This window comes from Thermus sp. (assembly GCF_040290245.1).
Taxonomy (GTDB): Bacteria; Deinococcota; Deinococci; order Deinococcales; family Thermaceae; genus Thermus_A.
The window spans coordinates 13,873-40,742 of the sequence record NZ_PSMQ01000010.1 but is presented as its reverse complement, the minus strand read 5'-3'; the positions used below and the strand labels follow the sequence as shown (position 1 = coordinate 40,742).

The 26,870-nt window shown below is 65.5% G+C and carries 27 protein-coding genes and 1 pseudogene; 13 read left to right on the top strand and 15 right to left on the bottom strand.

Annotated features, from left to right (window positions below; translation table 11 throughout):
• The 5 genes from C4301_RS02755 to C4301_RS02735 form a co-directional block, all read left to right on the top strand.
• The coding region (locus C4301_RS02755; protein WP_352413591.1) for a ribose-phosphate diphosphokinase at positions 1 to 748 on the top strand (748 nt) is incomplete at its 5' end.
• Entirely contained in the window at positions 745 to 1,443 is a 699-nt protein-coding gene (locus C4301_RS02750; protein ID WP_352413590.1) for an alpha/beta hydrolase, read from the top strand. The genes C4301_RS02755 and C4301_RS02750, both read left to right, overlap by 4 nt.
• Positions 1,440 to 2,015 (top strand): DUF72 domain-containing protein, encoded by a 576-nt coding sequence (locus C4301_RS02745; RefSeq protein ID WP_352413589.1) that lies wholly within the window; start codon positions 1,440 to 1,442, stop codon positions 2,013 to 2,015. Before C4301_RS02750 ends, C4301_RS02745 begins: the two co-directional genes overlap by 4 nt.
• A 14-nt stretch (positions 2,016 to 2,029) precedes the next feature.
• Positions 2,030 to 3,922, top strand: coding sequence for a biosynthetic arginine decarboxylase (gene speA / locus C4301_RS02740; protein ID WP_352413588.1), 1,893 nt, complete (start codon positions 2,030 to 2,032; stop codon positions 3,920 to 3,922).
• A 48-nt stretch (positions 3,923 to 3,970) separates the two neighbouring features.
• Positions 3,971 to 5,008, top strand: a complete 1,038-nt coding sequence (locus C4301_RS02735) for a GGDEF domain-containing protein (RefSeq protein WP_352413587.1) — start codon at positions 3,971 to 3,973, stop codon at positions 5,006 to 5,008.
• Here the strand turns inward: C4301_RS02735 and metK are convergent.
• The 8 genes from metK to truB all read right to left on the bottom strand — a co-directional run bounded on the left by metK (position 5,005) and on the right by truB (position 12,838).
• Positions 5,005 to 6,186: a methionine adenosyltransferase gene (gene metK / locus C4301_RS02730; RefSeq protein ID WP_352413586.1), complete on the bottom strand. Its 1,182-nt coding sequence runs from the start codon at positions 6,184 to 6,186 to the stop codon at positions 5,005 to 5,007. The genes C4301_RS02735 and metK overlap by 4 nt on opposite strands.
• A 94-nt stretch (positions 6,187 to 6,280) precedes the next feature.
• A complete protein-coding gene (locus tag C4301_RS02725) occupies positions 6,281 to 7,396 on the bottom strand; it encodes an FtsX-like permease family protein (protein ID WP_352413585.1) in 1,116 nt (371 codons plus the stop codon).
• Between the two features lie 9 nt (positions 7,397 to 7,405).
• A complete protein-coding gene (locus C4301_RS02720; protein WP_503012380.1) occupies positions 7,406 to 7,765 on the bottom strand; it encodes a 3D domain-containing protein in 360 nt (119 codons plus the stop codon).
• A 280-nt stretch (positions 7,766 to 8,045) separates the two neighbouring features.
• Positions 8,046 to 8,843 (bottom strand): hypothetical protein, encoded by a 798-nt coding sequence (locus C4301_RS02715; protein ID WP_352413583.1) that lies wholly within the window; start codon positions 8,841 to 8,843, stop codon positions 8,046 to 8,048.
• Positions 8,844 to 8,900: 57 nt separating this feature from the next.
• Positions 8,901 to 10,469, bottom strand: a complete 1,569-nt coding sequence (locus tag C4301_RS02710) for a DAK2 domain-containing protein (RefSeq protein WP_352413582.1) — start codon at positions 10,467 to 10,469, stop codon at positions 8,901 to 8,903.
• The gene (locus tag C4301_RS02705) at positions 10,462 to 10,803 is read right to left on the bottom strand and encodes an Asp23/Gls24 family envelope stress response protein (protein ID WP_352413581.1); all 342 of its coding nucleotides are present in this window, start codon (positions 10,801 to 10,803) and stop codon (positions 10,462 to 10,464) included. The genes C4301_RS02710 and C4301_RS02705 overlap by 8 nt, the downstream gene beginning before the upstream one ends.
• Positions 10,800 to 11,903: an alanine dehydrogenase gene (ald, locus tag C4301_RS02700; protein WP_352413580.1), complete on the bottom strand. Its 1,104-nt coding sequence runs from the start codon at positions 11,901 to 11,903 to the stop codon at positions 10,800 to 10,802. Before ald ends, C4301_RS02705 begins: the two co-directional genes overlap by 4 nt.
• The gene (gene truB, locus C4301_RS02695; RefSeq protein ID WP_352413579.1) at positions 11,900 to 12,838 is read right to left on the bottom strand and encodes a tRNA pseudouridine(55) synthase TruB; all 939 of its coding nucleotides are present in this window, start codon (positions 12,836 to 12,838) and stop codon (positions 11,900 to 11,902) included. Before truB ends, ald begins: the two co-directional genes overlap by 4 nt.
• 63 nt (positions 12,839 to 12,901) lie before the next feature.
• Between truB and C4301_RS02690 the strand changes: the two genes are divergently transcribed.
• The 6 genes and pseudogenes from C4301_RS02690 to C4301_RS02665 all read left to right on the top strand — a co-directional run bounded on the left by C4301_RS02690 (position 12,902) and on the right by C4301_RS02665 (position 17,706).
• The gene (locus tag C4301_RS02690) at positions 12,902 to 13,708 is read left to right on the top strand and encodes an enoyl-CoA hydratase/isomerase family protein (protein ID WP_352413578.1); all 807 of its coding nucleotides are present in this window, start codon (positions 12,902 to 12,904) and stop codon (positions 13,706 to 13,708) included.
• Positions 13,698 to 14,432, top strand: coding sequence for a pseudouridine synthase (locus C4301_RS02685; protein WP_352413577.1), 735 nt, complete (start codon positions 13,698 to 13,700; stop codon positions 14,430 to 14,432). Before C4301_RS02690 ends, C4301_RS02685 begins: the two co-directional genes overlap by 11 nt.
• Positions 14,383 to 14,919 (top strand): hypoxanthine phosphoribosyltransferase, encoded by a 537-nt coding sequence (gene hpt / locus C4301_RS02680; protein ID WP_352413576.1) that lies wholly within the window; start codon positions 14,383 to 14,385, stop codon positions 14,917 to 14,919. Before C4301_RS02685 ends, hpt begins: the two co-directional genes overlap by 50 nt.
• Positions 14,916 to 15,593 carry a queuosine precursor transporter gene (locus C4301_RS02675; protein WP_352413575.1) on the top strand — a complete coding sequence of 226 codons (678 nt, stop codon included), beginning with the start codon at positions 14,916 to 14,918 and terminating at the stop codon, positions 15,591 to 15,593. Before hpt ends, C4301_RS02675 begins: the two co-directional genes overlap by 4 nt.
• Positions 15,590 to 16,469 (top strand): annotated as a pseudogene (locus C4301_RS02670) (aldo/keto reductase). Before C4301_RS02675 ends, C4301_RS02670 begins: the two are co-directional and overlap by 4 nt.
• Before the next feature lie 10 nt (positions 16,470 to 16,479).
• On the top strand, positions 16,480 to 17,706 hold the full coding sequence (locus tag C4301_RS02665; protein ID WP_352413594.1) for an adenylosuccinate synthase: 1,227 nt from the start codon (positions 16,480 to 16,482) through the stop codon (positions 17,704 to 17,706).
• Here C4301_RS02665 and trpD read toward each other — a convergent pair.
• From trpD to C4301_RS02635, 6 genes are all read right to left on the bottom strand, one after another.
• On the bottom strand, positions 17,703 to 18,683 hold the full coding sequence (gene trpD / locus C4301_RS02660; RefSeq protein ID WP_352413574.1) for an anthranilate phosphoribosyltransferase: 981 nt from the start codon (positions 18,681 to 18,683) through the stop codon (positions 17,703 to 17,705). The genes C4301_RS02665 and trpD overlap by 4 nt on opposite strands.
• The gene (locus C4301_RS02655) at positions 18,674 to 19,252 is read right to left on the bottom strand and encodes an anthranilate synthase component II (RefSeq protein ID WP_352413573.1); all 579 of its coding nucleotides are present in this window, start codon (positions 19,250 to 19,252) and stop codon (positions 18,674 to 18,676) included. Before C4301_RS02655 ends, trpD begins: the two co-directional genes overlap by 10 nt.
• Positions 19,249 to 20,631: an anthranilate synthase component I gene (trpE, locus tag C4301_RS02650; protein WP_352413572.1), complete on the bottom strand. Its 1,383-nt coding sequence runs from the start codon at positions 20,629 to 20,631 to the stop codon at positions 19,249 to 19,251. Before trpE ends, C4301_RS02655 begins: the two co-directional genes overlap by 4 nt.
• A 138-nt stretch (positions 20,632 to 20,769) precedes the next feature.
• Positions 20,770 to 22,320 (bottom strand): L-glutamate gamma-semialdehyde dehydrogenase, encoded by a 1,551-nt coding sequence (gene pruA, locus C4301_RS02645; RefSeq protein ID WP_352413571.1) that lies wholly within the window; start codon positions 22,318 to 22,320, stop codon positions 20,770 to 20,772.
• 12 nt (positions 22,321 to 22,332) lie between these two features.
• Positions 22,333 to 23,256, bottom strand: a complete 924-nt coding sequence (locus tag C4301_RS02640; protein WP_352413570.1) for a proline dehydrogenase — start codon at positions 23,254 to 23,256, stop codon at positions 22,333 to 22,335.
• Entirely contained in the window at positions 23,247 to 23,912 is a 666-nt protein-coding gene (locus tag C4301_RS02635; RefSeq protein WP_352413569.1) for a GntR family transcriptional regulator, read from the bottom strand. Before C4301_RS02635 ends, C4301_RS02640 begins: the two co-directional genes overlap by 10 nt.
• 70 nt (positions 23,913 to 23,982) lie before the next feature.
• Between C4301_RS02635 and C4301_RS02630 the strand changes: the two genes are divergently transcribed.
• Together C4301_RS02630 and C4301_RS02625 are read left to right on the top strand one after the other, a co-directional pair.
• Positions 23,983 to 25,167 carry a glycine C-acetyltransferase gene (locus C4301_RS02630; protein WP_352413568.1) on the top strand — a complete coding sequence of 395 codons (1,185 nt, stop codon included), beginning with the start codon at positions 23,983 to 23,985 and terminating at the stop codon, positions 25,165 to 25,167.
• 5 nt (positions 25,168 to 25,172) lie between these two features.
• Positions 25,173 to 26,402, top strand: a complete 1,230-nt coding sequence (locus tag C4301_RS02625; RefSeq protein ID WP_503012379.1) for a TaqI-like C-terminal specificity domain-containing protein — start codon at positions 25,173 to 25,175, stop codon at positions 26,400 to 26,402.
• A 41-nt stretch (positions 26,403 to 26,443) separates the two neighbouring features.
• Here the strand turns inward: C4301_RS02625 and C4301_RS02620 are convergent, their stop codons facing one another.
• Positions 26,444 to 26,830 (bottom strand): hypothetical protein, encoded by a 387-nt coding sequence (locus tag C4301_RS02620; protein WP_352413567.1) that lies wholly within the window; start codon positions 26,828 to 26,830, stop codon positions 26,444 to 26,446.
• Positions 26,831 to 26,870: the final 40 nt, after the last annotated feature.

Genomic DNA, 26,870 nt, shown 5'->3' with positions numbered 1-26,870 from the left:
GGTCCAGGACCACCTGTTCGAACTCCTCATGCTGATCGATGCGGCCAAGGGGGCAAGCGCCGCCCGGGTCACCGCGGTCATCCCCTACTTCTCCTACGCCCGGAGCGATAAGAAGGACGCCCCCCGCATCTCCATCGCCGCCCGGCTGGTGGCCGACCTCCTCCAGACCGCCGGGGCGGACCGGGTCCTGACCATGACCCTCCACTCCCCCCAGGTGCACGGCTTCTTCAAGGTCCCGGTGGATCACCTCTCCGCCGAGCCGGTCATCGCCAACTACTTCGCCACCCGGGTGGAGGACCTGGAGGCGGCGGTGGTGGTGGCCCCGGATGCGGGGGATCTGAAGCGGGCGAGTTCCCTGGCCCGCCGCCTCGCCCTGCCTTTGGCCTTCATCGAGAAGACCCGGCTTTCCGACACCGAGGTGGAGGCGAGGAGCCTGGTGGGCGATGTGCGCGGGAAGACGGCTCTGATCATCGACGATGAGATCTCCACGGCGGGGAGCCTGGTCAAGGCGGTGGACACGCTGCTCAACGCGGGGGCCAGGGAGGTCTACGCCGCCGTCACCCACGGGGTGTATGCGGGGCCAGCGGTGGAGAGGATTGAGCACAGCCCGATCAAGGAGGTGGCGGCCACCAACACCTGTCTGTCCAAGCCCCATCCCAAGCTGCGCACCCTGGACGTGGCCCCTTTGTTCGCGGAGGCCATCTGGCGGATCCACCGGGGCGAGTCGGTCTCCAGTCTGTTCACATGAACGAGGAACGGTTTTTCCTAGGAGAGATCCCCGTCCTTTTAAGGCTGCCCAAGAAGCCTAGGGGGCTTCTCCTCGCCCTCCATGGCCTGCAGGGAAACAAGGAGCAGATCCTCTCCCTCCTCCCCGGCTACCTCGAGGCCGGCTTGGCCCTTTTGGCCTTCGATGCCCCCCGGCACGGTCCCCGGGGCCGTCCCCCTTCGGCCAGGGACGAGCGCTACGTGGAGGCGTTTTACCGGGTGGTTCTGGGCATGGCCGAGGAGGCGGGAAGGGTCCTCGCGGAGGTGGCCCAGCCTCTGGGCCTGCCCCTCTTCCTCGCCGGGGGGAGCATGGGGGCCTTCACCCTTCACCTCCTCCTTGCCCAGGGCCTAAGGCCCCAGGCGGCCTTGGCCTTTATCGGAAGCGGCCTCCCCATGAAACCCCCCTTGGGCTACCTGGTCCAAGACCCGGAGGTCAAAGCCCTCTACGAGGCCCCACCCGTGTTTAGAGGCCAGGCCTATGGGCAAACCCCCCTCCTCCACCTCCACGGCAGCCGGGACCTGATTGTTCCTTTAAGCCGGGTGGAGGAGGCCCTCGAAGCCCTCCGCCCCCACTACCCGCCCGGGCGGCTCGCCCTTTACCGGGAGGAGGGCACGGGGCACGAGATCACGCCCTTGATGGCCCGGGTGGGGCTGGCCTTTCTGGAGAGTTTTTTATGATCCTCGTGGGGCTTAAGGCCAGACCCCGCCAGGCCTACCGCCTCTTCCCCACCCCCTTTCCCCTGCGCCGGTACGCCCAGGTCTTCCCCACCATCGAGCTCTTCTGGTGGCACCGCCTGCCCGACCTCGAGACCATCGGACGGCTCAAAAACCAGGTCCCCCCCGGGTTTCGCTTCAGCGCCTATGGGCATAAACACCTCACCTTCCAGCCCCAAGGCCAGGAGCGGCGCACCCTAAGGCGGATTTTCAGGCGGTTTCGGGCCCTTGGGGAGAAGCAGGGGGCCTTACGGATCAGCCTCCCCCCGTTGGAGAAAGAAGCCCTTCTCGCTTGGCTCGAGCTTTTAGAGGAGGTCTGGCAGGAGCAAAAACGCCCCCGGCTGGCCCTGGAGCTCCCCCAGGGTTTGGAAGAACTGGCCCTGGAACGCGGCTTTGCCGTGGTGAACAGAGAGGGGCCCTTTTACTACCTCCTGGACCCCGGGGCGCTTCCAGAGGGCGAGGGGTTCGCCTACTTCTCCGAGCTCAAAAGGGCCCGGGGGGCTTTGCAAACCGGGAGTCCGGGTCTACACTCATAGCGGGTGACCTGGCCTTGGAGAAGACCAAACGCTTTTCCCCAAAAGACGCGGCGGAACTTTACCTGGTGCCCTACTGGAGCGCGGGCTTTTTCCGGGTGGGGGAGGACGGGGAGCTGGAGGTAACCCCCCTGGGGCCCAAAGGGCCCAGGGCCAGCCTGTACGAGATCGTCCAGGCCCTCAGGGACGAGGGGCGGCCTTTGCCCATGGTTTTGCGCTTTCCCCAGATCCTCGAGGCCCGGGTGCGGGAGCTCCACGAGGCCTTCCGAACGGCCATGGAAAAGTACGGCTACCAGGGCGGCTACCGGGGGGTTTACCCGGTCAAGGTCAACCAGCGGCGGCTGGTTCTGGAAACCATCGCCCGGGCGGGCCGGCCCTACGACTACGGCCTCGAGGCGGGCAGCAAGGCCGAGCTGGCCCTTATCCTGGCCCAGGACCTCTCGGAGGATGCCCTCATCACCACCAACGGGTTTAAGGACGACGACTTCATCCGCCTGGCCCTTCTGGGCAAAAAACTCGGCAAAAAGGTCATCGTCACTTTGGAAAAGTACGCGGAGCTTCCCCGGGTTATCCGGCTTTCCAAGGAACTGGGGGTGCGGCCTTCTTTGGGCCTCCGGTATAAGCTAAAGGCCAAGGGCTCGGGCCAGTGGGAGAACAGCGGGGGGGAGCAGGCCAAGTTCGGCCTGACCACCCCCGAGATCATCCGGGCGGTGGAGGCCCTGAGGGCGGAAGGCCTCCTGGACAGCCTGGAGATGGTCCATGCCCACATCGGAAGCCAGGTCACGGACATCCGCAAGATCAAGCAGGCGGTGCGGGAGGCGGCCCAGACCTACGTCCAGCTGAGAAAGCTCGGGGCCCCGGTTCGCTACCTGAACCTGGGCGGGGGGCTTGCGGTGGACTACGACGGCTCCAAGACCACCTTTTACGCCTCTGCCAACTACACCTTAAGCGAGTACGCGGAGGACCTGGTCTACGTGACCCAGGAGATCGTGGAGGGGCACCATGAACCCCACCCCACCCTGGTCACCGAGTCCGGACGGGCGGTGACCGCCTACCACAGCGTCTTGGTTTTGGAGGTCATCGACGTCATCCGGCCTCCAGGCGAAGGAAAGCTTCCTCCCCTTCCCGAGGAGGTCCACCCGGTGGTCAAGGAGATCTGGGAAACCGCCAAAACCCTCTCCGCCAAAAACTACCGGGAAGCCTACCACGACGCCTTTGCGGACAAGGAAACCCTCCAGACCCTTTACGACCTGGGCCTGGTCTCCCTAAGGGATCGGGCCCTGGCAGAGGAGCTCTTCTACTACATCGCCCGGAAGGCCCACTCCATCGTCCGCTCTCTGGACTACGCCCCGGACGAGTTTGAGGACCTGGAAAAGCTCCTGGCGGACAAGCTAATATGTAATTTTTCCATGTTCCAGAGTCTTCCCGATGCCTGGGCCATCCATCAGCTCTTCCCCATCGTCCCCTTGAGCCGCCTAAACGAGGAGCCCAACCGGCTCGCCACCCTGGTGGACATCTCCTGCGATTCGGATGGGAAGATGGATCGGTTCATAGACCTGCACGATGTCCGCCAGACCCTGCCCGTGCATGAGATCCGGCCCGGGGAGGCCTACTACCTGGGGGTCTTCCTCACGGGGGCCTACCAGGACGTCCTGGGCTCCAACCACAACCTCTTCGGCCGGGTGGGGGAGGCGCAGGTGCTGGTGGGGGAGGATGGGTTCGCCATCGAGCGCTTTATCCCGGGGGAGACCGCGGAGGAGGTCATCGGCCGTATGGGCTTTTCCGCCGCGGAGCTTTCGGCCAGGCTCGAGCGCCTGGTCCGCAAAAGCCCCCTCACGCCCACGGAGAAGGGCCTCTTCCTGGAGCGGTACCTGCGGGAGCTTTCCGGCTACACCTACCTCGAGGACTGAGGGGGGCGTTCAGGGTCCGTTAAGGGGATAAGGTGTAGGCTGGGGTGGATGAGGCCCACCCTGGAACTCCTGGACCCCATCTTGCCTCTTCGGAGGAAGGTGGCCTTGCTCCTTCTCCCTTTGGGTGGGGTGATGGCTTGGGTGGCCTACCTTACCTCCAAACAGGTGAATCTGGACCCGGTAGACCAGGTCTTTTTGCCTTTTTTGGGCCTTGGATATCCCTTGATGGCCCTTATCCTCTGGCGTAGGCCAGAGGAAGCCCGCTGGATCCTCCCCTTGGCCCACCTGAGCACAGCGTCCTACCTGATCGCCACCTTAGGCTACCAGCTCCACCGGCAACCCAATCCCATGGGGCTCTCCCCCAGTTCCTACTGGTTCCCTCTTCTTTACTTTTCTGCCTTTCTCTTTTTCGAAAGCAAAAGGGCGATCCGCCTGAGCCTGATCTGCCCCTTGGCGGCCCTGGCCCTGGCGTTTTTCGGAAATCCCCAGGCCTATAGCCCGGCCCAACTCAACGCCCTGGCCCAGTTTCTGGGCTCCAACCTGGCCTACCTGGCCCTTCTCTACCTCCTGGTCCGGATCAAGGAGGGCTACCTCGAGGCGCATCTAGACGCCTACACCGACTTCCTCACGGGCTTGTGGAACCGGCGCTACCTCGAGATCGCCCTCGAGCAGGAGCTTTGCCGCCTATCGCGCTACGGAAGGCCCGTGAGCCTCATCGTCCTGGACCTAGACGATTTCAAACGCATCAACGACACCTATGGCCACGACACCGGCGACCGCGCGCTCAAAGGGGTGGCGCGGCTTCTGGAAGAGCCCCTCCGGCTCTCCGACCGGGCGGTGCGGCTTGGAGGGGAGGAGTTTGCCCTCCTCCTCCCCGAAACCCCCCTGAACCAGGCCAGGGCAGCGGCCGAACGGATCCAAAAAGCTCTAAGGGGCCTCCAAGTTCCCCCCGTGGAGAGCATTAGCGCCAGCTTCGGCGTGGTCCAAGCCCTCTCCACCGATTCCCCCCTTTCCCTACTCAAGCGGGCGGATGCGGCCATGTACACGGCCAAGCGCCGAGGGAAGAACCGGGTGGAGATCGGTTAGCCCAGGCCAGCTTCCCGCCTCAAGGCCTCCACCCGGTCCGTCTCCTCCCAGGGGAAGCCCGGCCGGCCAAAGTGGCCATAGGACGAGGTGGGGGTGTAGATGGGCCTTAGAAGGTCCAGCTCCTCGATGATGGCGAGGGGCCTAGGGTCGAAGACCCGGCTTAGGAGTTCCGTGATCTTCTCGTCGGGCACGGCCCCGGTCCCGAAGGTCTCCACCCGTAAGGAGACGGGCCTGGCCTTCCCAATGGCGTAGGCCAGCTCGACCAGGGCCCTCTTGGCCAGGCCTGCCGCCACGATGTTCTTGGCCATATACCGGGCGTAGTAACTCGCCGAACGGTCCACCTTGGTGGGGTCCTTGCCGCTAAACGCCCCGCCCCCATGGGGCACCGCCCCCCCATAGGTGTCCACGATGATCTTCCGACCCGTAAGGCCGGTGTCTCCGTGGGGCCCCCCGATGACGAACCGGCCCGAAGGGTTGATGAGGTACTCCGTCTCCCCCTCCCTCAAATACTCCGAGGGGATGGCCTGGCGGACCACCTCCCGGATCAGGTCCTCCCGAAGCTGTTCTTGGTCCACCTCAGGGGAGTGCTGGCTCGAGACCACCACCGTCTTCACGTACAAAGGCCTCTCCCCCTCATAGACCACGGTGACCTGGGCCTTTCCGTCCGGGCGGAGGTAGGGGAGAACGCCGTTCTTCCTCACCTCTGCAAGCCGCATGGTCAGCCGGTGGGCCAAGACGATGGGCAAAGGCATGAGCTCGGGGGTCTCGTCCGTGGCGTAGCCGAACATGAGCCCCTGGTCCCCCGCGCCGATGCGGTCTAGGGGGTCGGTGGACTTCAGGACCCGCCACTCGTAGGAAAGGTTGACCCCTCCCGCAATGTCCGGGGACTGCTCATCTATGGCGGTGAGCACCGCACAGGTGTCCGCGTCAAAGCCATACTTGGCCCGGGTATACCCCACCTCCCGCACCGTCTTGCGCACCAGGCCCGGGATGTCCACATACCCCTCGGTGGTGATCTCCCCCGCCACAAAGACCAGCCCCGTGGTGACCAAGGTCTCCGCGGCCACCCTGGCCTTCTTATCCTGGGCGAGAAGGGCATCCAAAATGGCGTCGGAGATCCGGTCCGCCAGCTTATCCGGGTGCCCTTCGGTCACGGATTCGGACGTCACCAGTCTCAACAATGCCCCACCTCCTCGAGGTCCCTCCCGCGAGAGCTGGGCCGGGTACCCCGGCCAAACCCGTGTAAGTATAGCACCCCGATCCCCGAAGCACCTAGCGGAGGACCACCCCCGGCCGGATGCGCCAGGCCCGAAGGAGGGGCAAAACGGAGGCCAGAACCACCGTGAAGAAGCTCAAGGCGGAGACCCGGGCCCACTCCGCAGGCCGGATCTCCACGGGCAGGTGGGTGAGAAAGTAGAGATCCCCAGGCAAGGGCACAGGCCTCTGGGCCAGGGAGAGGGAGAGAAGAAGCCCTAGGAGATTGCCCAGACCCACCCCCATCCCCCCGAGAAGAATCCCCTGGAGGGCAAAGACCGCCGCCACCTGCCCCCTCGAGGCCCCCATGGCCCTAAGAAGGGCGATCTCGGGTGTCTTTTCCACCACAAACAACACCATCACGTTGGCCACCCCAAGGGCGGCCACCACCACGATGAGGAAAAGGAGCAGGGAAAGCACCTCCTTCTGCAGGGCCAGCTGCTCCAGCAGGGTTCGCTGCGCGTCCTGCCAGGTCTGGACGAAGAACCGGTCGGAAAAGGCCCGCGCCACCTCTTTGGCCCGCCAGGGGTCCTTCAGGCGAACCTGGTAGCCCAAGGGCCCGTCCTCCCCTAGAAGCTTTTCCACATCCTTCAAAGCGGTGAAGGCGTAGCTTGAGTCCAGAAGGTAGTTGCCCGTCCTAAACCGGCCCACCACCTTCAGGGGGATCCGGGTCTGGCTTGCGGAAAAGGCCTGGAGCTCATCCCCCAAAAAGGCGGAAAGGCTTTGGGCCAGGGCCGAGCCCAAGACGACCTCCCCGGGTCGCGGCGGGGGGCCAAGCTCCGGGTAGACCTGGCCTTTCCCTGGCCCCAGACCCACCAAGGTGGCGAAGTCCACCCCCGCCCCCCGGCCGGGCTCGGCCCGCCGGGTGAGGAGGGCCTTGGTGGCCGAAAAAGGCGCCCAGGCTTCCACCTCGGGGTGGTTGGGCATGGGGGGCAGGGCCTGGCCCAGGCGGAACAGGACCAGATGGGGCAAAGCCTTCAGGCTCGACCGGATGAGGCCGGTGGTGAAGCCGTTGGCCAGGGACAAGGCCGTAAGCAGGACCGCCACCCCCACCCCGATGCCGAAAAGGCCGATCAGGGTCTGGGTTTTGCGCCGGAAGAGGTAGCGCAGGGCCAGGAAGAAGGCGAAGCCCACGGGGACAGTCTACCTAGGGTAGGCCACGACCTCCACCTCGAGAAGCCGCCGCCCGAACTGGAGGGCTAAGGCCCGGTCGGGAAGCCAGACATCCAGCTTCTCCCGCATCCTGGGATGCATGGTGTCCGCCACCACAAAGACCCGCCCCTGAAAGAGGTGGTCAAACCTCCCTCGGCCCCGGCCGTACACGCTACCCAGGTCCCGCAGACGCACCTTAGTCCCGTAGGGAAGGGTTTTCAAAAGGTCGCGGCTCACTGCGATGACCCCAAGGGCGGTGCGCATCCCGGTGGCCGTCACAAAGGGGGTGCGGTCGGTCTCCCGGGGGCTCGAGGTGTAAGCGGTGGCCTCCAGGACCAGCTTCTTGGGCATCTCGGCCCAGGCCAGGGAGTTGCTTCCCGAAGGGAACACTGAGAAGAGCAGACCCGAGATCAGCACCCAAGACCGCATCGCAGAGCTCAGTATCCGGGCCTTCCCTAAAGCTCCCTAAGAAATGCGCATATATGCACTCATTATTCATAATAACCCAGCCCTTTGGTTCATTTCCAAAAAGCTTTGAAAATCGGCGACAGGGGAGCTCAAAGCCCCCCTGCTCCATTAGAAATGCATTAAGGCCCTTTATCCAACTCTAATCCTGTTCAAAGCCGACCCCTCACGGACAGGAGGAGGAAAGCGCCAGGGTATACTGCCCACTCCCAGGCTCGTCAAACCCCGCCCGGGCCAGGCCCCGGTCCCGGACCACCAGAAGAACCGCGGGGGAGACCGGGGCACAGCTCACCACGGAATCCAGGCGGACCGGATTGGAATCGGTCGGCGAGGTGTACAAAAGCGCCACCAGGTCCAAGGGCCCGGTGTAGGTGAAGCGGAGATACAGATTCTCCGGGGGGTTGGAGACATTGTACCGGTCAAACTCCCCAAGAAACTCGATCGCCCCCTGCTTGGTCCCGGTGGTGAAGGCCTCCCCCTGGCCGGAAGGGTTGGGGGGGAATGAGCGCAGGGAGAGGGTCACCCGGTCCCGGTCCTCCGCCAGGTTCTCCACCTTCACATAGAACACGTCGCCCGCCCGGGCCTTGAAGTTGAGCCGGTAGCCGGGGTCGGAGGTTATCCCCTGGGGGGCGACGGCGCAGCAAGAGGCCAGGGCCACCTGGGGCAGGCCGAACCAGTTCCGGGCCACGCTCTGGGCCTGCACCACCCCCTGGGCGTCCTTAAGGGTAAGGCGGAGCCGGCTCCTTTGCTGGAGGTGGCTAGAGACCGCCGCCACCTGGAAGGCCCCGTCTCGGTCTATCTGCACCCGGTAGGTCTTGGCGCTAGGGCGGAGCTCACCCCCCGCCGGGCTTGCCGCGTTCAGAGCCACGTCGACCGACCTTCCCACGGGGAGGTCCCCGTCTGGAAGAACCACCTCGAGGGTGCACCCCACTAGGGCCAAGGGCAGCAACCATATTAACCGCATAAACCCTCCTTATCCTGCAGGATACCCTGAGGAAGGGAGGAGGGCCTTAAGGTTTTCTTATTCCAAGACCGCCAGGTAGGCGTAAGGCTCGGGCCCCCCGGGCAGGACCTCCACCACGAGCTCAGGAAAAACCTGGGCCAGCTCCTCGGCAAGCCCCTCCTCCTCCGCGTTCGGCCCGTAAAAGACCGTCAGGACCTCCTTGCCTTCCTGGGCGGTCCGGACCAGGGCCTTCAGGACCTCCTTGGGGGTCTTTCCCACCAGAGCGAGCCTCCCCTCCAGAAGCCCAATCGGCTGGCCCTTTTCCACCTTTAGCCCGTCCAGCTCCGCCTCTCGGCTCGCCCAGGTGACCTCGAGGGTCGCCGAACGCGAGGCCGCCTCCTCCATCTCAGGAAGGAGCTCCTCTGGGGAAAGCTCCGGCTGGAACCGGATTGCCGCGGCCAGCCCCGCCCCCATGGTCCGGGTGGGAAGGAGGTGGACCTCCTTGCCAAAGGATTGGGCAAGCTCCTTAGCCTGCTGGGCGGCCATCAGCACGTTGGGGTTGTTGGGCAGGAGGATGACCTTTGGGCTGGGTACGCTCCGGAGGGCCAAAAGGAGGTCCTCGACGCTGGGGTTGTCCGTCTGCCCCCCGGCCACCACCCGGGCCCCCAGGCTCCGGAAGGCCTTGACCAGGCCGTACCCCTGGGCCACCGCCACCAGGGCCGTGGGGGGTGGGGCCTCCTCTAAGGCGCCCGCCATGGCCAGGATCTCCGTGTGCTGCTCGGACATGTCCTCCACCTTGGTCCGGACCATCCGGCCAAACCGGGCCGCGGCGGCGAGGAGGCCATCGGGGTCATTCGTGTGGATATGCCCCTTGACATACCCCTCGGCCCCCACCACGAGCAAGGACTCCCCAAAGGGGGCCACCGCCTGGCGGATCTCCTCAATGGGGGCCTCCACCCCTTCCATCAGAAACTCGGTGCAGTACCCGTAGGCCTCGGCGGCAAAGGCCGTCTGGGCGTACCGCTCCACCTTTGGGGGGTCGGGAAGTGGGAGGCGCCGGGTATATCCCAAAAGCCCCTCCAAAAGCCGGGCATACCCCGCGCCCCCTGCGTCCACCACCCCGGCCCGCTTGAGAACGGGGAGGAGTTCCGGGGTCTTTTCCAGGGCCTGCCGGGCCCCTTCCAGGGCGGTCTCCAATACTTCCTCCAGAGTACTCCCCGAGGCCCCCTCCGCCGCCCCCCGGGCCACGGTGAGGATCGTCCCCTCCACCGGCTTCATCACCGCCTTGTACCCCGTGTCCGCCCCCATCCGAAGCGCCTGAATCAGAAGGGGAGGGGAAAGCCGCTCGGCCTTGCGGATCGCCTCGGCAAACCCCCTCAGGATCTGGGAGAGGATGACCCCCGAGTTGCCCCGGGCCCCGAGCAGGGCCCCGTAGCTCAGGGCCCGGGCCACCTCAGACATCCGGGAAGGGTCGGCGAGATCTAACTCCCGCCGCGCGGCCTCGAGGGTGAGGAGCATGTTCGTCCCCGTGTCCCCATCGGGAACGGGGTAGACGTTTAGGGCATTGAGCTCCTCCACATAGACGGAAAACCAATCCGTGGCGTAGCGAAAGGCCTCCGCCACCTCCTTTGGCCCCCAGTCAGCCACGGCTTACCCCCACCACGTGGACCCGGACCTGGGAAAGCTCCACCCCGGCCAGGGCCCGGGCCGCGTGGGCCACCCGCTCGGCCAGGGACTCCACCACGGTGGGGATACGGGCCCCAAAGGCCACCACCACGTAGAAGTCCGCCTGGTACTTTCCCGGACTTGCGGGGTCAGAGCGGACCACCACCCCCTCGCTCGCCTCATGCTTGCCCAGGATCCGGCCCAGGGTGTCCTTAAGCCCCGCGGGGCTCATCCCCACCACCCCCGGGACCTCGTGCGCCGCCAGGGCCAAAATCGTGGCCAAGGCGGCCTCGGTGACCGTCACATTCCCCCTCATAGGACCTCTTCAGGAGGAGTATACGGCAGGCCAAAGGCCTCGGCCACGCCGGGATGGGTGAGGCGGCCTTTATAGGTGTTGAGGCCCTTGCGCAAGGAGGCGTCCTCCTTGAGCGCCAAAAGGCCCTTCTCCGCCAGCTTCAAAACATAGGGCAGGGTCTGGTTGGTAAGGGCGAAGGTGCTCGTCCTGGGGACCGCCCCCGGCATGTTGGCCACCCCGTAGTGGACCACCCCGTCGACCACATAGGCCGGGTCCGCGTGGGTGGTGGGGCGGATGGTCTCCACGCACCCCCCCTGGTCCACCGCCACATCCACGATGACGCTCCCCTCCTTCATCAAGGAGAGCATCTCCCGGGTGACGAGCTTCGGGGCCTTGGCCCCCGGGATCAGAACAGCCCCGATGAGGAGGTCCGCGTGCTGGATGCTCTTTTTGATGTTGGCCTCCGTAGAGGTGAGGGTGACCAGCCGTCCTCCGAAGACATCGTCCAGGTACTGGAGCCGACGGTGGTTCACATCCAGAATGGTCACCTGGGCCCCCATCCCCAGGGCGATCTTGGCGGCGTTGATCCCCACCGTGCCCCCACCCAGGATGACCACGCTGGCCGGGGCCACCCCCGGGACCCCGCCCAGGAGGACCCCCCGGCCCCCCTTGGGTTTCTCCAAAAACTGCGCCCCCACCTGGGGAGCCATCCGGCCCGCCACCTCGCTCATGGGGGTGAGGAGGGGAAGGGAGCCGTCCTCGAGCTGGACGGTCTCGTAGGCGATGGCCGCGGTCCCCGCCTTGAGGAGGGCCTCCGTGAGGGGACGGTCCGCCGCCAGGTGAAGGTAGGTGAAGAGGATCAGGTCGTGCCTCAGAAAGCGGTACTCCTCCTGGATGGGCTCCTTGACCTTGACCACCAGTTCGGCCCCCCAGGCCTCCTCCCGGCTTACCAGCTCCGCCCCGGCCCGTACGTACTCAGCATCCAAAAGGCCCGAACCCGTCCCGGCGCTTCGCTCCACCAGGACCTTGTGCCCCCGCCGCACCAGGCTTTCCACCCCTCCGGGGGTGAGGGCCACCCGATTCTCCCAGGTCTTGATCTCCTTAGGCACCCCGATGATCATGCCTCCTCCTTTCTGAGCACCCGCTTGATCTTAAGCTTGAACCCGTCCCCTTCGGCGATGGCGAGAAGTCGCCGCCTCGAGTCCACCAAGGCCACATACCCCACCACGGGGATGGGCAAGGGCACCCCCTCCAAGACCCTCCGGGCCTCGGTATGGGAAAGCTCCACCACTGGGAAAGGGAGGGCCTCCACCTCAGGGATGGCCCGGTCCGGGGCCAGATCGGAAAGGGAAACCGCCTTTTCCAAGCCGATCCGCCCCACCCGGGTGCGGACGAGGCCCGCCAGGAAAGCCTTGGTGCCAAGCCTTTCCCCCAGGTCCCGGGCGAAGGCCCGGATGTACGTCCCTGAGGCCACCACCAGCCGGATGACCGCGGTGGGATAAAGGCCCAGGGGCCTGGGAAGCGCCACCTTTCGACCCCTCTCGGCGATCCGCCACCCGCGGGCGGAGGGGGCGATAGGGTAGGGCCTCGGACTGGGGTCGAAGGCGAGAAGCTCCACCTCCAGGTACTTTACCGGCCGGGGCCCGAGCGTTAGGGGCCTCCCCTCCCGGGCCGCCTCGTACGCCCTCACTCCCCCCACCTTGACCGCGGAAAACAGAGGGGGTACCTGCTCGGTGAGGGTGAGAAAGGAGGAAAGGGCGGCCTCCAGGTCCTTTAGGGCAAAGCGCACCGGGGCTTCCTCCACCACTGGCCCCTCCGCGTCCAGGGTGGGGGTGGTGGCGCCGAAGGAAACCCAGGCCAGGTACTCCTTGTCCTCGGAGGAAAGGAAGGGCACAAGCTTGGTGGACTGGTCGGAGACCAGGACCAAAACCCCAGTGGCTAGAGGGTCCAGGGTGCCCGTGTGCCCCACCCGGCGGGTTCCGAGCCGCTTTCTTGCCTCCTCCACCGCCTCGTGCGAGGTCAGGCCCAGGGGTTTTTCCACCGCAAAAAGGGCCATGCCCTAGGGATTCTAAGCCATCCCTTCCTCCGGCTCAAGGCGAGGCGTCCTTAAAATGAAGGGGTGGAGCTCTCCGCCTACCCCGATCTCCGGTTCCTTTGGCCCAGACCGGGGGTACTGGAGATTCGCTGGTCCGCCCCCGGCTTAAACGCCTTCTCCCCGGCCCTCCACCGCCAGCTTTCTGGGGTGTGGAAGGACCTCGAGGCCCTCCCGGGCCTGCGGGCCGTTCTTTTGCGGGGGGAAGGGGGGGTTTTCTCCTCCGGGGGCTCCTTTGGCCTCATCGAGGAGATGCGCCAGGACCGCGAAGCCCTTCTCCGGGTCTTCTGGGAAGCCCGGGTTTTGGTCCTCGGGCCCTTGGAGTTCCCACGCCCTGTGGTGGCCGCGGTGGAAGGGGTGGCCGTAGGAGCCGGGCTGGCCCTGGCCCTGGCCTCGGACGTGGTGGTGGTGGGGAAAAGGGCCCGACTTCTGGACGGGCACATCCGGCTCGGGGTGGCGGCGGGGGATCACGCGGTTCTCCTCTGGCCCCTGCTTTTGGGGATGGCCAAGGCCAAGTACCACCTCCTCCTCAACGAACCCCTTACCGGAGAGGAGGCAGAAAGGCTCGGCCTCGTAGCCGAAGCGGTGGAGGACGAAGCCGTCTACGATAGGGCCCTCGAGGTGGCCGAGAGGCTCGCCCAGGGGCCAAAAGAGGCCCTGAGCTTCACCAAGCACGCCCTAAACCACTGGCTGAGGAGCTTCCTCCCCCATTTTGACGCCTCCTTGGCCCTGGAGTTCTTGGGCTTTTACGGGAAAGAGGTCGAGGAGGGGCTCAGGGCCCTTAAGGAAAAGCGGAAACCCTCCTTCGTGCAACCGGAGGCCGATGCGGATTAACCAATACCTGGCTCGAGCCGGCCTTTTAAGCCGCAGGAAGGCGGAGGCGCTCATCCGGGCAGGGCGGGTGCGGGTCAATGGCCAGCCGGCCGACCTCACCACCCGGGTGGGGGAAAACGATCTCGTGGAGGTGGACGGGAAGCGGCTGGAACTCCCGAAAACGGTGGTCGTTGCCCTTCACAAACCCCGGGGGTACACGACCACCCGGAGCGACCCCCACGCGGAACGGACCGTCTATGAACTCCTTCCCGATATCCCGGGCCTACACCCCGTAGGGCGGCTGGACAAGGACTCGGAGGGGCTCCTCCTCTTCACCAACGACGGCCGCCTCACCCACCGCCTCACCCATCCCCGGCATGGGGTCCGGAAGGTCTACCGGGTCTGGACCAAGGGGGGGACCCTGCCGCAGGCGCTTTGCCAAAAGCTCATGGAGGGGGTCCTCATGGAAGACGGCCCAGCCCGGGCCCTCTCCTGCCGGCCTGCCCCCGGAGGAGCGGTCTTGGTCCTAGCGGAAGGGCGCAAGCGGGAAGTGCGCCGGATGCTGCAAGCAGTGGGCCGCCCCGTAACCCGGCTGCTTAGGCTCCAGGTGGGGCCCATCCCCCTGGGGGACCTTCCCCCCGGGAAGTGGCGGAGGCTACGCCCTGAGGAAGTGGAGGCCCTGTATACTGAAGCGGATGTTCACGGCCGGGAACGGACCCGTACAGATTCCAGAGGAGACGATTAGGGCCCGGGTGAAGGAGCTGGGAGAGGCCATCGCGGGCGACTACCAGGGCAAAACCCCCCACCTCATCTGCGTCCTAAACGGAGCTTTTATCTTTATGGCCGACCTGGTCAGGGCCATTCCCCTGCCCCTCACCCTAGACTTCATCTCCATCAGCTCCTATGGGAACGCCTACCGGACAAGCGGGGAAGTGGAGCTCATCAAAGACCTGCGCCTGCCCATCCATGGGAAGGATGTCCTCGTGGTGGAGGACATCGTGGACACCGGCCTCACCCTCAGCTACCTTCTGGAATACCTCGAGGCCCGTAAACCCCGCTCCGTCCGGGTGGTGGCCCTTCTCTCCAAGCCGAGCCGCCGCCAGGTGGAGGTCCCCATCCATTATCTGGGGTTTGAGATCGAAGACGCTTACGTCTACGGCTACGGCCTAGACCGGGCCCAGTTCGACCGGAACCTGCCTTTCATCACGTCCATTCAACCGGAGGAGGAATGAAGGTCTACCGCTACCTGGACCTGATCACCGCCCTGTTCGTGACGGTCCTCATCGTCTCCAACATCGCCTCCACCAAGGTGGTCCTCCTGGGGCCCTTCACCTTCGATGGAGGAACGGTCCTCTTCCCCCTGGCCTATATCTTCGGGGACGTCCTCACCGAGGTCTACGGGTACAAGAGGAGCCGCCGGGTGATCTGGACGGGGTTTTTCCTCCTCTTCCTCGCCACCCTCACCTTCAGCCTGGTCAACGCCCTCCCAAGCCCAACCGACCAGGACAGCCAGACCTTCGCCCAGGCCTTTTCCACCCTCTTTGGCCTCACGCCGCGGATCGTCCTGGGAAGCCTCCTCGCCTACTTCCTGGGGGAGTTCGCCAACGCCTTTGTTCTAGCCAAGCTCAAGATCGCCACCCGTGGCCGCTTCCTGGCCCTTAGGACCATTGGCTCCACCCTGGTGGGCCAGCTCTTGGACACCGGGGTCTTCCTCCTGGTGGCCTTCCTGGGCGTCTGGCCGAACGAGCTCCTCTGGTCCGTTTTTATCTCCAACTACGTATTCAAGGTGGGGGTGGAGGCCCTCATGACCCCCTTCACCTACGCCGTGGTGGGCTTCCTAAAGCGCCGGGAACAGGAGGATTACTACGACTACCAGACGGACTTTAACCCCTTCCGCCTGACGTGAAGGCGCTTTTCGAGCACAGGATAGGCGTGGGCACCTGGGCCTGGGGGGACCGGCTTTTCTGGGGCTATGGACAGGCCTACGGGGAGAAAGAGCTGAAGCAGGCCTTCCAGGCGAGCCTCGAGGCGGGCGTCCGACTCTATGGATTCGGGCTCTCAGAGCGCCTCCTTGGCCGCTTCATGGCGGAAACCGGGGAAAGGCCTTTTGTAGTGAGCAAGTTCTCCCCTTATCCCTGGCGCCTTTCCAGAAAAACCCTCCTCAGAGCGCTCAAGGGGAGCCTGGATCGGCTCGGGCTAGAAGCCTTGAACCTCTACCTCCTCCATTGGCCCTGGCCCCCGGTTCCCCTCGAGGCCTGGCGGAGGCGTATGAACAGGGCCTTGCCCGTGGGGTAGGGGTCTCCAACTGTTCCCTTGCCCAGCTCGAGGTGGTCCAGGCGGTTTTGGAGCGGCACAGGGTCCCCCTCCTCGCCAACCAGGTGGAGTACAACCTCCTGCAGCGGGACTGGGAGGCCCACCTGCCCGGCCTGCGCCGGGAGGGCATCGCCCTCATGGCCTATAGCCCTTTGGCCATGGGCTGGCTCACCGGAAAGCTGGACCCGCACCACCCCCCTGGGGGCTACCGGGGGAAGAGGTACCGGCCCTACTTGGCGAAGGTCCGCCGGGTCCTTCCCCTCCTCCAGCACCTGGCCCAGGCCAAAAGGACAAACCCCGCCGCCATCGCCCTCCGGTATCTGATCCAGAAGGTGCCCTTCCTATCCCGGGGGCCAAGAACGAAGCCCAGGCCCGGCTCAACGCGGTTGCTTCGCGGAGCGAACACCGAGAAGCCCTCGAGGTGGTGCTCTCCCCGGAGGAGATGGCTCTTTTGGAAGAAAGGTCGTAAGCTTAGGGGGATGCCGGGGATCGCCATCATCGGAGCGCAGTGGGGGGACGAAGGCAAGGGCAAGGTGGTGGACGCCCTGGCCCCCGAAGCGGACTATGTGGTCCGTTACCAGGGAGGGGCGAACGCGGGTCACACCGTGGTGGCCCAGGGGAAGACCTTCAAGCTCAACCTCCTCCCCTCCGGGGTCATCCATCCCCATGCGGTCAACATCCTGGCGGATGGGATGGTGATCGACCCCCTCCGCTTCCAGGAGGAGGTCCAAAACCTCCGCCAGGAGGGGTTTGACCCCAAGATCTTTGTTTCTGAGCGGGCCCACCTGGTCCTCCCCCATCACAAGCATGTGGAGAGCCGCCACAACTTCGTGGGGACCACGGGCAGGGGGATCGGACCCGCCTACTCGGACCGGGCGCGGCGGGTGGGGATCCGGGTGGGGGACCTTTTGGACGAGGCCGTCCTGAGGGAACGGGTCAGACGGCTCCTCCTGGAAAAACCCAACTCCACCCGGGAGGCAGGCTGGGACACGGAGGAGAAGGCCCTGGAGGAGCTTTACCGGATGCGGGAGATCCTCGCTCCTTATGTGGCCGACACGGGAAGCCTCCTCCGGGAAGCCCTGAAGAAGGGGAAACGGGCCCTTTTCGAAGGCGCGCAGGCCACTCTCCTCGATCTGAACTACGGCACCTACCCCTATGTAACGAGCTCCCACCCCACGGTGGGGGGGGTCCTGGTGGGCACAGGGGTGAGCCACAAGGCCATCCACAAGGTCTACGGGGTGGCCAAGGCCTACGCCACCCGGGTGGGGGAAGGGCCTTTTCCCACGGAGATCCACGGGGAGCTGGCCCACCACCTGCGGGAAAAGGGCGGGGAGTATGGGACGACCACCGGAAGGCCCCGCCGGGTGGGCTGGCTGGACCTGGTGGCCCTTAAGTACGCCTGCGAGGTGAACGGCTTCGACGGCCTGGCCCTCACCAAGCTGGACGTCCTGGCGGGCCTTCCCGAGGTCAAGGTGGCGGTGGAGTACCTGGACGGGAGCCGGCCCGGGGAGGCCCGGCCAGAGGCCGTGCGCTACGAGACCCTGGAGGGCTGGGGGGAGGTCTCGGGCATCCGCTCCCGGGAGGAACTCCCTAAGGCCCTTCTCCGCCTCATCGAGCGCATCGAGGAGTACACCGGCGTCCCAGTGGTCCTCTTCTCCACCAGCCCCCGCCGGGAGGACACCTTTGGCGCGGTGAGCTGGGTCTAGGCCAGTTTGCGGATGAACCTCTCCAGGACCTCGAAGGCTGCACCCGCCTCGAGGATCTCCAGGGCCAGCCGGACCCCTTCCCGGATGGAGGGACTCCGGCCCACCAGGTAGAAGGCCGCCCCTGCGTTTAGGGCCACGGCCTGCTGAAGAGGCCCCTTTTCCTCTCCCCTGAGGAGCCTCCGGAGGAGGAGGGCGTTCTCCTCTGGGCTTCCCCCCCTTAAGGCCTCGAGGGGAGCCCGCCTTAAGCCCACCTCCTCCGGAAGGAGGGTATAGGCCCTCTTGCCCACCTCCAGAACCTGGTTCTCCCCTAAAACGAGCTCATCCGCCCCCTCCCCGTGGACCACCAGCCCCTTTGCCCCAAGCCGCTTTAGGGCCTCCGCCATGGGCTCAAGCCAGGCTGGGGAGAAGACCCCCAGGAGGTAGTGGGTGGCCCCGGCCGGGTTGGTGAGGGGGCCTAGGAGGTTGAAGACGGTGCGCACCTTGAGCTCGGCCCGCACCGGGGCCACGTGCCGCATGGCGGGATGGTAAAGCCGGGCGAAGAAGAAGCCGAAGCCCACCTCCTCCACCGCCTCGGCCATCCGCTCCGGCGGGGCCTGGATGTTCACGCCCAGGGCCTCGAGGGTGTCCGCGCTCCCGGCTTTGGAGGTGGCCGCACGGTTCCCATGCTTGGCCACCGCAACCCCCCCGGCGGCCACCACCAAAGCCGCGGCGGTGGACAGGTTCAAGGTGCCCTGGTGGTCACCGCCCGTGCCCACGATATCCAAAAGCGGGCGCCGCTTCACCTCCACTCGCCGGGCCGCCTCCCGCATGGCCCGGGCGAAGGCGGCGATCTCCCCTGGGGTCTCCCCCCGGGTCCGAAGGGCCACTAAAACCCCGGCGGTCTCCACAGGGGAAAGCTCCCCCGCCATTATCTTCTGCATGAGGCCGTAGGCCTCCTCCTCCGTGAGCCGTTCCCCGGAAAGCGCCTTTAAGACCATGGGTCCTCCAGAAAGCTCTTGAGGATGAGTTTACCCAGTTCCGTGAGGATGGACTCGGGGTGGAACTGGACCCCGTGCACGGGGTAGGCGGTGTGCCGCACCCCCATAATCGTCCTCCCACCCGCCTCCTCCACCCAGGCGTTCACCCGGAGTTCCTCCGGAAGCTCCGCGATGACCAAGGAGTGGTACCGGGTGGCGGAAAAGGGACTGGGGAGGCCCCGGTAAACCCCTGTGCCGTCGTGGTGGATCTGGCTCACCTTGCCGTGCATTAAGACGGGCGCGGGCACCACCTTGGCCCCAAAGGCCGCCCCGATGGCCTGGTGGCCCAGGCAGACCCCCAGGATGGGAATCCTGGGGGCGTACCGCTGGATGACCGGGATGGAAAGCCCCGCCTCAAAGGGGGTGCAAGGCCCCGGGCTGATCAGAATCCGGTCCGGGGCCAACTGGTCCACCTCCTCCAGGGCGAACCGATCGTTCCGCCAGACGATGGGGGTGGCGGAAAGCTCCCCCAGGTACTGGACCAGGTTGTAGGTGAAGCTGTCGTAGTTGTCCACCACCAAAACCCTCATAGCCCCTCCTCGGCCAGTCCTACCGCCTTGAGCAGGGCCCGGGCCTTGTTCATGCACTCCTGGTACTCCCGGGTGGGCACCGAGTCCGCCACGATCCCGGCCCCGGCCTGGACGTGCATCCTCCCATTTGCGATGACAAAGGTCCTTAAGGTGAGGGCCATGTCCATATGGCCGTCGTAGGCGAGGTACCCGAAGCATCCTCCATATGGCCCCCGGCGGTGGGGCTCGAGCTCCTCGATGATCTCCATGGCCCGGATCTTGGGAGCCCCGGAGACCGTACCCATGGGAAGAACGCTGGAAAGGGCATCCAAGGGGGTTTTGCCCTCGGCCAGCTCCCCTTCCACGGTGGAGACCAGGTGCATCACGTGGGAGTAGAGCTCCACGTGCATGGGCTCCAGGACCCTTACGCTCCCGAAACGGGCCACCCGGCCGATGTCGTTCCGGGAAAGGTCCAGAAGCATCAGGTGCTCCGCCCGCTCCTTCTCGTCTTGCAAAAGCTCCTCCATCAGCCTTTTGTCCTCCTCCAGGCTCCGTCCCCTAGGCCTCGTCCCCGCGATGGGCCGGGTGACCACCCGCTTCCCATCCGAGCGAAGAAGGCTTTCCGGGCTCGCGGAGACCAAAACCACCTCCTCCAGGTCCAGATACCCCATATAGGGGCTTGGGTTCACGCTCCTCAGGGCCCGGTAAAGGGCAAAGGGGTGAACGGTCAGGGGGGAGGAGAGCCGGAGGGAAAGGACCACCTGGAAGATGTCCCCCGCGCGGATGTAGTCCAGGGCCCGCCTGACCGCCCCTTCGTAAGCCTCCTGGCTCAGGTCGGGCTCAAACCGGGCCCTCCCCCCGGGCCGCTCCCCCGGTACGCCGGGCAAGGGGCCTTTAAGGCGCTTCGTCGCCCAGGAAAGCCGGGCCTCCGCCTCCTCGGCCTCCTCCGCCGGAGCCACGATGTGAAGGAGGTTGTTCAAGTGGTCGAAGACCAGAACCACCTCGGGCTCCACGAAGAGGAGGTCGGGCAGGTTCAGGTCGTCGGGCTTTAGACTGGGAAGCCGCTCGTAGTGGCGGATGAGGTCGTACGCCGCATACCCCACCACTCCCCCAAAAAAGGGAGGAAGGTCAGGGGGGCGCTCCATGGGGGCATGGACCGCCTGGTAAAGGGTGCGCAAGGGGTCCTGGGTGGGCATGGGAAGACCGTTTACGGTCAGGGTCCCATCCTTGAGGCGGAAGATGCGCCTGGCCCCCACCCCCACGATGGAAAACCGCCCCTGCTGCCCCCGCTCCACGGACTCCAGGAGGAAGCTCACCCTTTCCTTTTCCGCCAGCTTCAAGTAGGCGGTGACCGGGGTCTCGAGGTCGGCCAGAAGGGTCCTTCGGTAGGGTTTGATCATGGGCCTCCTTAAAAAAACCCCCGGGGTCCACCCCGGGGTACACGCCCACCGCCCCGGGGCTAACCGGGCCACCAGGGGCCAAGGGCCCTAACGGTACGCCCCAACGGCGTGGCCATGGCCTAAGTATACACCAGGGGGTTAGAACCGCTCAGCCACCGTCTTCATCTGGAGGAAGTGGAGGAGGTAGTCCGGCCCCCCGGCCTTGGTGTCCGTCCCGGAGAGGTTAAAGCCCCCGAAGGGCTGGACCCCCACCAAAGCCCCGGTGATCTTGCGGTTAAGGTAAAGGTTCCCCACGTGGAAGGCCCGCCGGGCGAGTTCCAGGTGCTCCCGCTTCCTCGAGTACACCCCCCCGGTGAGGCCATAGACGGTGCCGTTCGCCACCTCCAAAGCGGCCTTGAAGTCGGGTACCCGGATGACGGAAAGCACCGGGCCGAAGATCTCCTCTTGGGCGATGCGGGCCTGGGGAGGGACCTCGGTGAAGACCGTGGGGGCGATGAAGTACCCTTCCCCCTCCAGCCGCTTCCCCCCCAGGACGAGCTTTCCCTCGGTCTGGCCGATCTCAATGTAGGAGAGGACCTTCTTCTCCTGGGCCTCGCTCGCCACCGGCCCCAGATCGGGGTTCTCCTCCGCCGGCCCCACCACGAGCTTCTCCGCCCGGGCGAGGACCCTCTCCAAAACGGGCTCATAGGCCTTCTCGGTAAGGATGAGACGGCTCGCCGCCGAACACTTCTGCCCCTGGAAACCGTAGGCGGAGACGATCACCCCCTCCGCCGCCAGGTCGAACTCCGCCGTCTCGTCCACGAGGATGGCGTCCTTCCCCCCAAGCTCCAAAAAGACCCGCTTGATCCAGGTCTGGCCCGGGGCCAGTCGGGCGGCGGCCTCGTGGATCCTCAAGCCCACCTCGAGGCTGCCCGTGAAGTTGATGAACCGGGTCCTGGGATGGGCCACCAGGTAGGCCCCCACCTCGCTGCCCACCCCGGGCAAAAAGTTCGCCACCCCCGGGGGAAGGCCCGCCTCCTCTAGGACCTCAAACACCTTGGCCGCGATGACCACCGTGTCCTCCGCGGGCTTGGCCACCACGGTGTTGCCCACGGCGATGGGCCCCGCCATCATCCCGGTAAAGATGGCGATGGGAAAGTTCCAAGGGGCGATGACCACCCCAGCCCCCAGAGGGATGTAGAAGCTCTCGTTGTCCTCCCCGGGGTACGGGGCCACCTCCACCGAAGGGTACTTGTACTTCAGCGCCTGGCGGGCGTAGTACTCCAGGAAGTCGATGGCCTCCGCCACCTCCGCGCTCGCCTCCACCCAGTTCTTCCCGATCTCGTAGACCAAGGTGGCCTCGAGCTCCCGGCGGCGGCGCTTCATGATGGCCGCAGCCTTGAGGAGGAGGCGGCTACGGTCCTCCTGCGGCCAGTCCTTCCAGGTCTCAAAGGCCTTCCAGGCCGCCTTCAAGGCCTCCTCCGCCTCGGCTAGGCCCGCCTTGGCCGTGGTCCCCACCACCTCGCTGGGGGCAGAGGGGTTCCGGGAGACGATCCGCTCCTTCGTGTCGACCCACTCTCCCCCGATGTAAAGGGGCCAGTGGCGGCCGAACTCCGCCCGAACCCGGGCTAAGGCCTCCTTCATCGCCGCCTTAGCCTCGGGGGTTTGGAACGTCTCTATGGGCTGGTTCTTAAAAGGTTCCACCGTCATCCTCCACCTCCTTCAGCCTCCCAAGAGGCTCCTCATCACGAGCAGAAGGTTCTCCGGCCGCTCCGCGATGCGCCGGGAGAGGTAGGGGTACCAGAAGCGGCCATAGGGCACATAGGCCCGGACGGTATACCCCTCCTGCGCCAAGCGCCTTTGCTCCAAGGGCCGGACCCCGTAAAGGAGCTGGAACTCAAACCGGTCCTTGGGGATGCCCATGGCCTCGGTGTACCGCTTGGCCTCGCCGATGATCCGGGGGTCGTGGGTGGCGATGGCCACGTAAAGCCCCTCCCGGAGCATCCGTTTCATAAGATGCAGGTACTCGGCATCGATCAGCCTTTTATCCTGGAAGGCCACCTCCTTGGGCTCCCGGTAGGCCCCCTTGACCAGGCGAAGGTTGGGCCTATAGGGCAGAAGCCGGTCCAGGTCCTTCTCCGTGCGGTAGAGGTAGCTCTGCAAGACCAGGCCCAGGTTCTCAAACCCCTCCTGTCGCAAGCCCTCGTAGATCCGGAGCGTGGCCTCCACCCGAGGGGAGTCCTCCATGTCGATGCGGACGAAAACCCCTTGGGCCCTGGCCTCGTTTAGAATTCCCCGCAGAAGCTCCAAGGCCAGCCCCTCCGAGAGGTCCAGGCCCAGCTGGGTGAGCTTTAAGGAAACATACCTGGGCCAGGGCTTCTGCTCTAGGGCCTGGACCAGGGCCAGAATCTCCCCCTGGAAGGCCCGGGCCTCCTCCTCGGAGCGCACCATCTCCCCCAGAAGGTCCAAGATGGCATGGACCCCCTGGTCCTCGAGGGCCTGGGCGGCCTGGAGGGCCTCCTCCAGGGTCTCCCCTGCCACATACCGCCGGTAGAGGCGTTGGCCCCGCTTGAGGATAAGCCCCTTCACCCAGGGCTGCTCTGCCACATGGAGCACAAAGGACCGGTAAACCAGGGTCAAGTCCATCCTTCCTCCCTTTGCAAAAGCTGCTCCCTGACCAGATCGCGGAAGTAGGCCAGGTGCCTCTCCACCGCCCGCTTGGCCTCCTCGGCGTTGCGGCGCCGCAGGGCCTCCAGAATGGCCCGGTGCTGGCTTTTGGTCTCTGGGTCCTGTGAGCGGGTGGGCTCGGCCGCCCGGACGAGGGCCAAGGGGGAGAGGAGGTCCTCATAAAGCCGGTAAAGCGTCCGGTTGCCCGAGAGCCGCACCAGGGCTTTGTGGAACTCCAGATCCCGGCGCATCTGCTCCAGGTGGTCCTGTGGGGGGGCTTCGTCTATGGCCTGAAGGAGGCGCTCGAGCTCTTCAAGCCCCTCAGGGGTGGCCTTGAGGGCCGCCTCCCTGGCCGCCTCCCCCTCCAGAAGGGCCCGGACACCATAGACCTCCTCCACCTCCTCCGGGGCAAACCGCCGCACCCGGGCCCCCCGGCCCGGCAAGAGCTCCAGAAGCCCCTCCTTGGCCAGGCGTTGAAACGCCTCCCGGATGGGGGTACGGCTTGCCCCCAAGGCCTCCGCCAAGGCCACCTCGGAAAGCCGCGCCCCTGGGGGATACGCCCCCGAAAGGAGGAGGGCCTTGAGGTGCTCATACACCGCTTCCCGGAGCTGCTTGGGGCGGGCAAAGCTCGGCATCTTGTATACAGGATACCGTCCTGGGGAGGATCCCACAAGCCCCGGGCCCCATACGGCCTAGACTAAGGGCATGAGCGTTGCCCTACGCACGCGCATCCAGGAGGAGCTAGACCGGCTTAAGGCGGAAGGCCTGTACATCAGCCCCAAGGTCCTCGAGGCCCCCCAGGAGCCCGTGACCCGGGTGGCGGGGCGGGAGGTGGTCAACCTCGCCTCCAACAACTACCTGGGCTTCGCCAACCACCCCTACCTCAAGGAGAAGGCCAGGGCCTACCTGGAAGAATGGGGGGCGGGAAGCGGGGCGGTCCGGACCATCGCCGGCACCTTTACCTACCACGTGGAACTCGAGGAAGCCCTGGCCCGCTTTAAGGGCACGGAAAGCGCCCTGGTCCTCCAGTCGGGCTTCACCGCCAACCAGGGGGTCCTAGGGGCGCTTTTGCAGGAAAAGGACCTGGTCTTCTCCGACGAGCTGAACCACGCCTCCATCATCGACGGCCTCCGCCTGACCAAGGCCACCCGTCTGGTCTACCGCCACGCCGACGTGGAGCATCTGGAACAGCTCCTGAAGGCCCACGACACGGAAGGCCTGAAACTCATCGTCACGGACGGGGTCTTTTCCATGGACGGGGACATCGCTCCACTAGACCGGATCGTCCCCCTGGCCAAAACCTACGGGGCCGTGGTCTACGTGGACGACGCCCATGGAAGTGGGGTGCTGGGCCATATGGGCAAGGGCACCGTGCACCACTTCGGCTTTCACGAGGACCCGGAGGTCATCCAGGTGGCCACCTTGTCCAAGGCCTGGGCGGTGATCGGAGGGTATGCGGCCGGAGCCAAGGCGCTTAAGGAACTCCTCATCAACAAGGCCAGGCCCTTCCTCTTCTCCACCAGCCACCCCCCTGCGGTGGTGGGGGCGCTTTTGGGCGCACTGGAGCTCATCCAGAAGGAACCCGAACGGGTAGAGCGCCTCTGGGAAAACACCCGCTACTTCAAGAAAGAGCTCCATCGCCTGGGCTTCGACACCATGGGAAGCCAGACCCCCATCACCCCGGTCCTGTTCGGCGAGGCCCGCGCGGCCTTCGAGGCGAGCCGGATGCTTTTAGAAGAGGGCGTTTTCGCCGTGGGCATCGGCTTCCCCACCGTTCCTAGGGGCAGGGCCCGCATCCGGAACATCGTCACCGCCGCCCACACCAAGGAGATGCTGGATAAGGCCCTGGAGGCCTACCAGAAGGTGGGCCGGGCCTTCGGGATCCTCTAGCCCCGGTGTCCCTTCAGAGCGGCGCTCCGGAGAACCTGGGCCGGGTCGGGACCCCGGCCGAACTCGTCCGGTTCATGGTGGGCCTGGCCGAGGGGGTCCCAAAGGGGGGCTGGGTCTTGGAGCCGGGGGCGCACGAGGCCCCCTTCCTTCGGGCCTTCCTCGAGGCCCATGGAAAAGACTACCGGTTCACCGCCTTGGAGGTGGACGAGAAGGCCTTCTCCCCTCCTTCCTTTGCGGAGAGGGTGGTGGCGGACTTCCTTCTCTATGAGGGGGGGCCCTTCGACGCCATTTTGGCCAACCCCCCGTACGGGATCCTGGGTCAAAGCCTTCACGCCCTTAAGGAGAAGAAGGCGGCTTACCGGAAGGCGATTTTCACCTGGCGGGGCCGGTACAACCTGTACGGGGCCTTTCTGGAAAAGGGGGTCCGGCTTTTAAAGCCGGGCGGGGTCTTGGTCTACGTCGTTCCGGGAAGCTTCCTCGTCTTGGACGAGTTCAAGGCCCTCAGGGCCTTCCTTGCCCAGGAGGGGGAGACGGAGGTCTACTACCTGGGCCGGGCCTTCAGGGACCGGAGGGTCACGGCGGTGGTGGTGCGGTTTTGGAAGGGAAGGGCCCGGGGGGTCTTAAGGCTTTTCGACCGGGAGAACGGCGAGCTCAAGGAGGTCTTGGAGAAGCCTTGGCGGGGGGAGATGGTCCGGTTCGAGACCGAGGCGCTTCTTTCCTGGGAAAGATCGGGGGTGGCCTTGGGGGCGGTCTACGAGATCCGGTTCGCGACGAGGAGCACGGAGTGGGCCCGCCACCCTTTGACCCAGAAAGCGCCTGATGGTGTTTCGCTCCGCGAAAGCACGGGGAGGGGGCTCGTCCCCATTCTCACGGGACGGAACCTGGGGCCGGGAAGGATCGACTATGAGACCCCCTACTCGGGGCTGTACTTTCCTTGGAAGGAGGCGAAGGCGGTGCGGGGGTTTTACGGACGGCCGCACCTGGTCGTGGGGCATACGAAGACGGCGGGGAAGGTGGTGGCGGCCTACGACGAGCGGGCCTACCCCTGGCGGGAGGAGTTCCACCTCGTCCTTCGGGGAAGCAACTCGGTGTTCGCTACATTTTCCGAGCCCGCCTTGGTGGAGTACTTAAATAGCCCTGAGGTGGAGGCGAAGCTAAAGGCGCTGTACCGGGATCTGGCCAAGCACCTCACCCGGGCGATGCTGGCCCGGATCCCCCTTCCGGTGTTCCCCTAACGGGGAAGCAGCCCGGGGTTCTCCTGACGGAGAAATAGCCCTTACCCTCCCGTGAGATAAACCCGTATCAGAAGCCCGAGGGCGAAGAGCATCCCCCCCGCCACCCAAGGGCCGGTCCGGGCCGGGGGGTTTTTAAGGCTTTGGTAGAACCATCCGTCCTTTTCCAACCCCCCCAGGAAGTGCCAGACCGTGGCCAGGAGGGTTCCGTACACCAGGTGCAGAGGGTCCCTGGGGCGCAGGCCCAAAAAAAGGAGAAGGCCTATCCCCAAGAGGACCTGGAAGACGGCGGTGTAGGCCAGGCCCCTGAGGGCTCGGAAGAACCGGTGGGAGGGTTCGCGGAAGAGCGAAGGAAGGGCCCAAAGGGTGAGGGCAAGGCCGGAGATAAATAAGAATATTCCCAAAAATTCGTGGAGCTTGACCCAGAGCATACGCCCATTTTTACGGAAAAAACCGCCTCCCGGCAAGGCG

Coding starts and splice junctions, on each gene's coding strand:
- C4301_RS02635 (WP_352413569.1), bottom strand. CDS start 23,912: ATGCCGAGCTTTGCCCGCCCCAAGCAGCTCCGGGAAGCGGTGTATGAG.
- C4301_RS02665 (WP_352413594.1), top strand. CDS start 16,480: ATGCCGGGGATCGCCATCATCGGAGCGCAGTGGGGGGACGAAGGCAAG.
- C4301_RS02655 (WP_352413573.1), bottom strand. CDS start 19,252: ATGAGGGTTTTGGTGGTGGACAACTACGACAGCTTCACCTACAACCTG.
- trpE (WP_352413572.1), bottom strand. CDS start 20,631: ATGATCAAACCCTACCGAAGGACCCTTCTGGCCGACCTCGAGACCCCG.
- truB (WP_352413579.1), bottom strand. CDS start 12,838: ATGGCCCTTTTTGCGGTGGAAAAACCCCTGGGCCTGACCTCGCACGAG.
- ald (WP_352413580.1), bottom strand. CDS start 11,903: ATGATCATCGGGGTGCCTAAGGAGATCAAGACCTGGGAGAATCGGGTG.
- C4301_RS02640 (WP_352413570.1), bottom strand. CDS start 23,256: ATGGACTTGACCCTGGTTTACCGGTCCTTTGTGCTCCATGTGGCAGAG.
- C4301_RS02675 (WP_352413575.1), top strand. CDS start 14,916: ATGAAGGTCTACCGCTACCTGGACCTGATCACCGCCCTGTTCGTGACG.
- C4301_RS02685 (WP_352413577.1), top strand. CDS start 13,698: ATGCGGATTAACCAATACCTGGCTCGAGCCGGCCTTTTAAGCCGCAGG.
- trpD (WP_352413574.1), bottom strand. CDS start 18,683: ATGGTCTTAAAGGCGCTTTCCGGGGAACGGCTCACGGAGGAGGAGGCC.
- C4301_RS02630 (WP_352413568.1), top strand. CDS start 23,983: ATGAGCGTTGCCCTACGCACGCGCATCCAGGAGGAGCTAGACCGGCTT.
- C4301_RS02620 (WP_352413567.1), bottom strand. CDS start 26,830: ATGCTCTGGGTCAAGCTCCACGAATTTTTGGGAATATTCTTATTTATC.
- C4301_RS02745 (WP_352413589.1), top strand. CDS start 1,440: ATGATCCTCGTGGGGCTTAAGGCCAGACCCCGCCAGGCCTACCGCCTC.
- C4301_RS02750 (WP_352413590.1), top strand. CDS start 745: ATGAACGAGGAACGGTTTTTCCTAGGAGAGATCCCCGTCCTTTTAAGG.
- C4301_RS02735 (WP_352413587.1), top strand. CDS start 3,971: ATGAGGCCCACCCTGGAACTCCTGGACCCCATCTTGCCTCTTCGGAGG.
- C4301_RS02705 (WP_352413581.1), bottom strand. CDS start 10,803: ATGAGGGGGAATGTGACGGTCACCGAGGCCGCCTTGGCCACGATTTTG.
- C4301_RS02720 (WP_503012380.1), bottom strand. CDS start 7,765: ATGCCCAAGAAGCTGGTCCTGGAGGCCACCGCTTACACCTCGAGCCCC.
- pruA (WP_352413571.1), bottom strand. CDS start 22,320: ATGACGGTGGAACCTTTTAAGAACCAGCCCATAGAGACGTTCCAAACC.
- hpt (WP_352413576.1), top strand. CDS start 14,383: ATGTTCACGGCCGGGAACGGACCCGTACAGATTCCAGAGGAGACGATT.
- C4301_RS02715 (WP_352413583.1), bottom strand. CDS start 8,843: ATGCGGTTAATATGGTTGCTGCCCTTGGCCCTAGTGGGGTGCACCCTC.